At 64.8% G+C, this 8,269-nt stretch carries 7 protein-coding genes; 1 reads left to right on the forward strand and 6 read right to left on the reverse strand.

The genetic code is table 11. The annotated features are described in order from the left end of the window. Positions 1–87: 87 nt before the first annotated feature. A complete protein-coding gene (locus ACFMO5_RS07900; RefSeq protein ID WP_376792206.1) occupies positions 88–1,296 on the reverse strand; it encodes a YeeE/YedE family protein in 1,209 nt (402 codons plus the stop codon). A gap of 102 nt (positions 1,297–1,398) precedes the next feature. Between ACFMO5_RS07900 and ACFMO5_RS07905 the strand changes: the two genes are divergently transcribed. Continuing rightward, positions 1,399–1,593, forward strand: coding sequence for a hypothetical protein (locus ACFMO5_RS07905; protein ID WP_376792207.1), 195 nt, complete (start codon positions 1,399–1,401; stop codon positions 1,591–1,593). Positions 1,594–1,944: 351 nt separating this feature from the next. On the opposite strand, the gene ACFMO5_RS07910 is transcribed toward ACFMO5_RS07905, so the two are convergent. The 5 genes from ACFMO5_RS07910 to ACFMO5_RS07930 all read right to left on the reverse strand — a co-directional run bounded on the left by ACFMO5_RS07910 (position 1,945) and on the right by ACFMO5_RS07930 (position 7,862). Continuing rightward, entirely contained in the window at positions 1,945–3,639 is a 1,695-nt protein-coding gene (locus ACFMO5_RS07910) for an ATP-binding protein (RefSeq protein WP_376792208.1), read from the reverse strand. 1 nt (position 3,640) lies between these two features. Next, positions 3,641–4,303, reverse strand: coding sequence for a response regulator (locus ACFMO5_RS07915; protein ID WP_376792209.1), 663 nt, complete (start codon positions 4,301–4,303; stop codon positions 3,641–3,643). 19 nt (positions 4,304–4,322) lie between these two features. After that, complete coding sequence (locus ACFMO5_RS07920; protein ID WP_376792210.1) at positions 4,323–5,627, reverse strand: amylo-alpha-1,6-glucosidase; 1,305 nt, start codon at positions 5,625–5,627, stop codon at positions 4,323–4,325. Between the two features lie 105 nt (positions 5,628–5,732). Next, complete coding sequence (locus tag ACFMO5_RS07925; RefSeq protein ID WP_376792211.1) at positions 5,733–6,956, reverse strand: PQQ-dependent sugar dehydrogenase; 1,224 nt, start codon at positions 6,954–6,956, stop codon at positions 5,733–5,735. A 48-nt stretch (positions 6,957–7,004) separates the two neighbouring features. Next, positions 7,005–7,862: a shikimate dehydrogenase gene (locus ACFMO5_RS07930; RefSeq protein WP_376792212.1), complete on the reverse strand. Its 858-nt coding sequence runs from the start codon at positions 7,860–7,862 to the stop codon at positions 7,005–7,007. Positions 7,863–8,269: the final 407 nt, after the last annotated feature.

The following is an 8,269-nucleotide window of genomic DNA, read 5'->3' on the forward strand; positions in this document are numbered from 1 at the left end:
ATCTCCCGGCCCACCCCCAGAGCATCTCTTACCGCTCTCCCTATGGCCCAAAGGCCCGTGGGGGGAGAGGTAAAGAGCGAATGGGACTCAAAGCAGCCGTCGCACGATCTGGGCACCGATCCACGAGCCTCCTGCCAGGCCTAGGGCGAAGAGCCAGCCGCTGACCGCCAGCGATGGGATGGCCGAGAAGAAGCCGCCGATGTTGCACCCCATCGCGATCCGGGCGCCGTAGCCCAGCAGGAACCCACCGATGAGCGCCTGAAGATAACGGCCGGGGCGAGCGGTGCGGATCTTGAACTCATCCGCCAGGACGGCGGCCAGGAAAGAACCTGCGATCAGGCCGACGTTGAGCAGCGTTCCCCCGCTCGCCCAGGGCACATGCTGGAGCAGCCCAAACCCTGGGGCCTTCTCGGCGTAATAGAGCAGGCGATCCGCTGGGTAGCCGAGGAGATAAGCGATCCAGCCGGCCCAACGGGAGACCTCGGTGGTGATCCCCCAGGGTTTGTCCCAGAGGAACAAGTAGACGTTCAGGATGCCCAGGGCGATTCCAGCCGAAATCGGAGGCCATGGATGGCGGAAGAGACGTTCCCATGTGCGCTGGAGGTGCTCGGCAAGGGAGCGGGCAGGGGCTAAGGCAGGGGCCGGCCGGACCACCACGCCGCTGCGGGCCTCCCATGCCAGGACGGCTGCATAGGAGAGAGCCAGTCCGAGCAGGTTAAGGGCCACCGCGCCGCCCCACCCCAGCATCTGAGGCAACCAGAGCCGTGGGGTAGGAGCGATCACCGCCTGCCACCACCACGGCCACTGAAGCGCTACGGTGAACATTCCTATCATCGCCCCGATCAGCGTGAATATCGAAGCGACATAGCCTTCGCCGATCCGATAGAGCATCCCCGAAGCGCAGCCGCCGGCCAACACCATGCCGATCCCGAAGATCAGGCCGCCGAGGAAGGTCGCCAAGCTGACCGGCGTCACGTTCCCGACCGGCCGGCTGAGATCCGGAGCGATCCGATAGGCCAACAGGGTGAAGCCAATGGTGGCTACTGCCATCCCGGCGATGATCCCTTTCACCACCCGGCCATCCCGCAGGAGATAAAGATCCCGAAACGCGGAGGCGAAGCAAAAGCGACCCCGTTGCATAACGACCCCGAGGCTCACCCCAAACAGCCAAAAGACCGCCAGGCGGGGGTCCCATAGCGTGTAGAGCCCCGCGATCCCGAGGATCAGGACCAAGCTGAGGGCTTTCCCGAACCATCGAGGCCATACCACAGGCATAGCAGGGGATGCAACGCGCATGGCTTCCTCCTTCTCTGAAACTGGATTGGGAAGCAAAGCAAGGCAAGGAGCGAGGATTGAGATGCCCCAAGGGCTCGAAGGTTCAGGGAAGGAGGTGCGGGGATGGGGATCGTCGGGGCCGTTCAGCGGGGCGCCAAGCCGAAGCGGGCGGCGATCCTCCATCCCCGCTTCGGACAGATACAGGCGCGGGCCATCCAGGGCCGTGCCGGAGCTATCCCTTCGGCCTGCCCCAGCCGATCCTGCGCGCTGCGCAGGGCGCCCCATCGGCGCGCCATTGGGCAAAAGCGAGGCGGATAAGCCATCAGCTCATACCTGCACAGAGCTTAAATAATATTATAGCATCCTTGCAGCTGGATGTAGTGCTTCATCCAGATTTGTTTTCGCGGGAGGTGGGAGGCCAGATCCAGCCTTCAATTGATGCATATGGGGTGCCCCTACGGGCATGCCTTGCGCCTGCCTGTATGTCCTTCTCGTGTAGCAGGGGCTGTATCAAGATGGGGTGGGGCACCCACACAGGGTGCTCCCATATGGGTGCCCCATCGGGGTTGGGTTGTCCGTATTCACCAGACCATCGGAGCATTCACATCCTTTGGGAAGACTGCGCGGCTGAAACGCCTGAAAGAGCAGAGGCGGACGCAGAGTATGGACCTATGCGCGGGGTGGTTCGCCTGGGAGGAAGACCACAACCCGGGTCCCCTGGCCGGGGGCGGAGCGGATGGAGAAGTGTCCCCCCAGGCGCGTCGCCCGCTCATACATTCCCATCAGGCCGAAATGGCCCCGCAGGGCCAGCTCCCCCGGGAGCTCCGGAGGCTCGAATCCCTGACCATCATCCTCGATGGTCAGGGTCACTCCGCTCGAACCGAATTCCAGGTGGAGACGAGCGTGACGGGCGCGGGCGTGGCGCACGATGTTGCTCAGCGCTGCCTGGGCGATGCGGTAAACGGCCAGCTCGACCTCAGGGGGCAGGCGTTGTTCCTCCCCATCGATCTCCATAAGGATCTCCAGGTCCTCCGAGGACGTGGATTGCACCAGGGCTTCAAGGGCCGGGACCAGCCCCAGTTCTTCCAGGTATAACGGACGCAGGTCCTGGATGACACGCCGGATCCCCTGAATGGTTTGGCGGACCATAGCGGAGAGGGCCTGTAGGTGTTCACGGGCAGGGCGCATCTCCTCGAGGGGAGGTAAAGTCAGCTCCAGCATCTGAATCCGCTGGGCCAGAACCACAAGGTTCTGGATGGTCTCGTCGTGCAGTTCGCGGGCCAGCCGAAGGCGCTCCTCTTCCTGGGCCTGGGTCATCGCGGCGATATAATGCTGCATTCCGCTCTGGTAGCGGCGGATCTGCTCCGCCATGTCCTGGAGGGCGCGTTGGAGATCCTGGATCTCCTCGACCCCGCCTACGGGGGTGCGGATGGCTTCGAAATCGCCCCAGGCCAAGCGGATCGCTCGCTCCCCCAGCGCCTGGAGCGGGCGGACGATCCGCCACATACTCACGTAGAGGGCGATCAAGGAAACGACGGTCACCGCGAGTACGAGCAGGGGGACCAGCAAAGTGTAGCGGAGCAGCGGGGCGACCACATCGATCCATGGCTCCTCGATCAGGAGCGCCCAATGGACGATCGGGATCGGGGCGTAGGCCGTGACGTGCTCCTCTGGGGTTCCCGGAGAGCGGTGGAAGGCCACCCCTGATTCCCCTTGTAAGGCTGCCGTCGCGCCTTCGTACGCTTTGAGGTTTGCGCCCTGCGCGGAGGGAGCGGTGGAAGCGATCACCGTGCCCGTGGAGTCAATCAGGTAAACAACGGCCCGCGGGCCGGTTTTCACCGTCTGCCGCAGCATCTCCCAACCCAACGCGTTCAGGGAGACAGCCCCCACAGCGCCCCACCGCCCCTTGGCCAGGCCGATCCAGACCCCCGACGTTCCTGCGAATTTCCCAAACAGGAAAACCGGCTCGCCCGGCCGCCGAGCGAGCTGATCCAGAAGAGCCTGAGGATCCGCCCGGAGGGGACCCAATTCGGCAAGCCGATCCCGTCCCTCGAGATCGAAAAGCGCAAGGCCCAGATCGAAATCAGCGATGAAGAGGCTGAGCGCTCGAATGGTTTGGTCCGGGAAGGTATCCTCAGCCAGGGGGTTCAGCAGGGCTTGAAGGATCTGTTGCCGGCGGTAGAGGTTTTCAGTGAGGACGGCCGCGGCGCCCCTGGCGATGCCCGCATTCCGCTCGGCGACCATCGATCGCATGGCCTGCTGGTGCAAAGCGGTGCTGCCGAAGGCCACCCCTAACAGGACCAGGATCAGGGGGAGGAGAACCCAGAGGAAAACCTGGGTGAACAGCCCGCGCAGGAGACGCATCTCACGCCTCTGTATCCTCCAGGGAGATCCAACCCAGCCGGATCGCCTTGAGAACGGCTTCGGTGCGGGTGCTCACGCCCAACTTGGCGAAGATATTGATCATATGGGAATGGACGGTGCGCTCGCTGATGCCCAGCTGGAACCCGATGGCTCGGTTCGTCAGCCCCCGCGCGGCCAGCCGCAGCACTTCCAGCTCCCGCTCCGTCAGGCGCTCCGGCTCCCCCTCGGCCTCCGGACGGCCCAGTTCCTCCATCAGACGCTCCGCCACTGTGGGGTCCAGGACGGAGCGGCCCGCATAAACCATGTGAACGCCACGAATGAGATCCTCCGGCCCTGCCGTTTTCAGCAAGTAGCCACGGGCTCCTGCGCGCAGGGCGGCGAAGATGTATGGATCATCGTCGTAGGCTGTCAACACCAGCACCCGCACCTCCGGATGTTCAGCGCGAAGGCGGCGGAGGACCTCCAGGCCGGAGAGGCCGGGCATCCGCAGATCCAGGATCACCACATCCGGGCGATGCCGGGCGATCAGGGCCAGCGCCTCTTCCCCACTTCCCGCCTCGGCGACCACCTCAATGGCCGGATCGCGTTCCAGAAATTGGCGGATCCCTGTCCGAACCGCCGGATGATCATCCGCTAAAAGCACCCGAATGCGTGGATGGCTCATTGCTCCTCCCCAATCCTCTCTATCCCACTTTTAACAACTCCCAGCCCAGCAGGAGGGCGGCGGACCATGTGAAGTCCCCGATCCCCAGTCCTTCCCCGGTTCGGGGATCATAATACTCGTGGAACCCGGAACGGGCGATCAGGTCCAGGGTATGATGACGGATGTCCTCCGCGAGCCCGTGGAACCCATATCGGGCCAGGCCGTGGGCGATGAGGGCGTTCAGGTTGATCCATACCGGGCCCCGCCAGTAGCGTCGGGGTTCCCATCCCGGATCCCCTTTGCTCACTGTCGGGACGAAGTATCGGGTCCCTCCGTCCGGCGCGAAGGCCTCCGGATTCCTGAGGTGTCGGTCCACCATCTCCCGCGCCTGCTCCGGCGTGGCGAGCCCGGCGTAGAGGGCCACGAACCCTCCGGCCGCGATGATCGGGATCCGCTCGCCGGCAAGGTCATCCCAATCCAGGAAGAAGCTGCGCTCGGGATCCCAGAGCCGGGTTTGGAAAGCCGTTCGGCTCCGCTCCAGCCATCCCTCGATCTCCTCCGTGGGCTCCCCCAGGGCCCGAGCCATCGCATATAAGGCCTCTTCCGAACGATGGCGCAACGCGTTGAAGAGAACATCCGCCACGCGGAAGGGTGAAGTTCGGACGCCGCTCTCCCCGTATCGGTGGGCTCGCAAATGGAGGATCAAAGCGAGGAAGCGATCGTAATCAATGGCGCGGGGCCGCTGCTCCTCGGGGACCCAATGGTGATCGGCCCGCCGATAGGGGGGAAGGCCCTCCGTCGGGACCCGTGATAGAGGTTGGTCCCAGAGGGGGCTGTTATCCATTCCGGACTCCCATGGATGTACGATGCAGCTCAAGCCGACGCCTTCCGGATCCCGAGCGGCGTGCAGCCAGCGATGATAGGCCCGCAGGGCTGGAAAGGTTTCGCGGGCGAAGACCTCCGCCCGCTGCCGGTCTGGGTCATGGCGAAACAGGATCTCGACCACGAAGGCCAATACGGGCGGCTGGGTGATGCCCGAGGTGGGGAGATCCTTCGGTGCTTCCGGGGCGAGATCGGAGCGCCAGACGTCGGCCCCCGGAAAATACGCGCTGGGCCATCCGTAGAAGACCACGTGGGGGAGCATTCCGTTGCGCCATTGGCCCCGGAGGGCAGCCCGGATCTCCCGATAGGCCCGCTCGAAGTCCCCGATGGCTGCCCAGCCGAGGGCGGCGAACCCCGCGTCCCAGAGCCAGAGATGGGGATATTGTCGAGGGGAAGGGGCGGTAAACGTTTCCCGATCGTTCCGGTGTAACACGTCGACAGCAGCTTTCCGCAAATCATTCATCGATGGGAATGCCTCCGGTGGAGGATCCGCTCTCCGATTCTATATCATAGCGCCGGCTTTTCCCGCTGAGGGCGCAAGCGCTATGGGAACTCAGGGGAGGCGCCCTTATGGCCCCGGCACGATCCGCAGGATCCGATCATCCCCCGACCGGGGCTGCCCGCGGCCATCGCGGTTGCTGGTGGTGAAATACAGCGCGCCATCCGGTCCCATCACCACCTCGCGGATGCGCCCGAACTCCCCTCGGAAGAGCTCCTCGTGGAAGACCACGGTGCTTCCATCTGACCCTAGGACCACGTGGTGCAGGTGTTGTCCCCGCAGCGTCCCGAAGAAGAGATGACCCTTCCACGGCGCCAGCCGCTCGCCTGTCACGAAGGCCATGCCCGCGGGCGCCCACGTGTCCTCCCCGCTGTGGAGGATCGGATCCGCGAAGCGGGGATCCCCTGGGGCGCCCGTGACGAGCGGCCAGCCGTAGTTCGCCCCGGGCCGGATAAGATTGAGCTCATCCCGACAACACAACCCCATCTCCCCTGTGGGGCCATGCTCCGTGCTATACAGCTGGCCGGTGACCGGATGCCAGGCCAACCCCTGGGGGTTCCGGTGGCCATACGAATATACATAAGAGCCTGGGAAGGGATTGTCCGTTGGGATCGACCCATCCGGGTTCAGGCGGAGGATCTTCCCGGCCAAGCTGTCCAGCCGCTGGGCCAGGTCCCGCTGGGCCGCATCCCCCGTGGTCGCGTAGAGCTTGCCGTCCGGCCCGAAGGCCAGGCGCCCGCCATCGTGAATCCCGGCGCCCGGGATGTTGTCGATCAGGACGATCTCCTCCCCAGCGGTGTTCCCTCGCAAGGTCAGCCGCGAGATCCGGTTGCGCAACGCGCCGCCGGCCCGGTAGGTATACATCACATAGAGATAGCCGTTTTGGGCGAAGTTCGGATCCAGAGCCAGGCCCATCAACCCGCCCTCGCCGGTGGCGGCGACCGGGAGCACCGCCACCAGCTCCGGACGGAGCGCCCCGTTCTCGATCACCCGGATCCGGCCGGGCCGTTCCGTGACGAAGATCCGACCATCGGGCGCGAAGGCCAGCGCCCATGGCACCTCCAGGCCGGTGGCCACGATCTCCACGCGAGGCTGGAAGGAAGCCCGTGGGGTAGGGGAGGAAAGAGCGGCTGTCGCGCTCGGTGTTGGAGGGAATTGTGGTGTGGGCGATGGGACCGGGCTCCCTGGGGAGGGGGAAGGCGGGATTGTGGCAGCAGGCTGTGTCGCGGTCGGTCCCTGACGGCACGCGCCCGCAAGAAAAAGCGCCAAGCTGAGAAAGAGCGTTTTTCGCATCGGGCCCCTCCTTATATGTATGTGTGGGGGCACCCACAAGGGGTGCCCCTACGACCCGGACAGCGCCGCCCGCATGACCTCTAGGGGGGCTTCCAGGCCGGTCCATAACGTGAAGGCGATTGCCCCCTGATGTAGGAGCATCCCCAGGCCGTTGAAGGCGGGGATCCCCTCAGCTTCCGCCAGGGCCATCAAACGGGTGCGGGGCGGCTCGTAGATGAGATCGATCACGCCTTGCAAGCCCCAAGGGAATGGGCGCTCCGGAGGCCATGGGGAGGCTTCGATCGCCGGTGCCATGCCGACCGGGGTGGCGTTGATCAGCACGGCGACCCCCTCGGGGGGGAATTCACCTGGCCGGAGCACATGAACCGGTGGCAAGCGAAGGCCGGCCTGTGGGAATGTCTCGCTCAGTTCAGCAACAAGGCGGGCCGCCCGCTCATAGCTCCGGTTCATCAGGAAGATCTCCTTCGCCCCTTCCATCGCCAGGACCGCCAGGACCGCCCGGGCCCCTCCGCCGGCTCCCAGAACGACAACGGCCTGCCCGCGGACCGAAAGCCCGGTCTCCGCCAGGGCCCGACGGAACCCCTCCACGTCGGTGTTCTCCCCGATCCACCGCCCCTCCACCACCCGCACGGTGTTGACCGCGCCAATGGCTCGGGCGATGGAGGAGATTTCATCCAGGTGGGGGATCACCGCGGTTTTATGGGGAACGGTCACATTGGCGCCGACGAAGCCCATGGCCCGCAACCCTCGGACGGCGGCTTCTAGATCCGGAGGTGCCACGGGCAAGGGCACGTAAGCCCAATCCAGGCCCAGGGCGGCGAAGGCCGCGTTGTGCATCTGAGGGCTTCGGCTGTGGGCGACGGGCCATCCCAGAAGGCCGACCAAGCGGGTTGTGCCGCGGATCATCGCAGAACCTCCCTGAATCCGAGCCCCACCGGGGCCCAAAACGCGCCGGCATCCGTTTTCAAGATGATCTTGCCCTGTTGCGAACAACAGAGGAGGTCATCCCAGACGCGCAGTGACGACCTTTCAATTTATGGAATTTCTGCGAGGGGTGGGCGCGTACGCGGCCCACCCCTCGCAGAAAATTTTATCTTCGCAACAAGGCGAGATGATCTCCTTGCGTGTGGGATCCAAGCGAGGCAGGGCAACCACACGGCCCGCATCTCGCAGAGAACGTCTTGCTTCCCCTCTTAAGCACCCCCAGGTCGCGGCTATCCATCTAAGGGGAGAATCCGGGCGATGCCTCAGCAGCGCTTTTCAATGTTCCAACATTTGGGGTTTTCTGGGGTTGGGCCGGGGACCGAAGACCC

Source organism: Thermoflexus sp., from assembly GCF_042408365.1.
GTDB lineage: Bacteria > Chloroflexota > Anaerolineae > Thermoflexales > Thermoflexaceae > Thermoflexus.